The organism is Microbacterium hydrocarbonoxydans, assembly GCF_023715885.1.
Taxonomy (GTDB): domain Bacteria; phylum Actinomycetota; class Actinomycetes; order Actinomycetales; family Microbacteriaceae; genus Microbacterium; species Microbacterium hydrocarbonoxydans_C.
The window spans coordinates 1-473 of sequence record NZ_JAMBOY010000013.1 but is presented as its reverse complement, the minus strand read 5'-3'; the positions used below and the strand labels follow the sequence as shown (position 1 = coordinate 473).

The following is a 473-nucleotide window of genomic DNA, read 5'->3' as shown; positions in this document are numbered from 1 at the left end:
AGGCGCTCGCCGACCGTTTCGCCGAAGCGTTCGCCTAAGCGATGCACGCGCGCGTGCGGCGCGAGCTGTGGGGCTATGCGAGCGGCGAGACGCTCGACAACGACGCGCTGATCGCCGAGAAGTACGCGGGCATCCGCCCGGCGCCCGGCTACCCGGCCTGCCCGGACCACCTCGTGAAGCGCGACATGTTCGACGTGCTGCACGCGGACGAGATCGGCATGAGCGTGACCGACTCGCTGGCGATGCTGCCGGCGGCGAGCGTGTCGGGCTTCTACCTCGCGCATCCGGACAGCCGCTACTTCTCGGTCGGCAAAATCGGGCAGGATCAGCTCGAGGACTATGCGCGGCGCATGGCGCTGTCGCTCGACGACGCACGTCGCGCGCTCGCGCCGCAACTGTAACCGCGTCGACCTGCCGCTTCCATCGCCACGCGCCCCGATCAAGGGGCGCGTCGCACAACAGCTCAATTCATC

Annotated in this window: 1 protein-coding gene; it reads left to right on the top strand. The window is 68.9% G+C overall.

Annotation, left to right across the window (positions count from 1 at the left end; translation table 11 throughout):
* The first annotated feature begins 41 nt into the window (after positions 1-41).
* The gene (locus tag M3195_RS16700; protein WP_251589217.1) at positions 42-401 is read left to right on the top strand and encodes a vitamin B12 dependent-methionine synthase activation domain-containing protein; all 360 of its coding nucleotides are present in this window, start codon (positions 42-44) and stop codon (positions 399-401) included.
* Positions 402-473 lie beyond the last annotated feature (72 nt).

Excerpts from the sequence above, each read along its gene's own strand:
- M3195_RS16700 (WP_251589217.1), top strand. The coding sequence starts at position 42 with ATGCACGCGCGCGTGCGGCGCGAGCTGTGGGGCTATGCGAGCGGCGAG.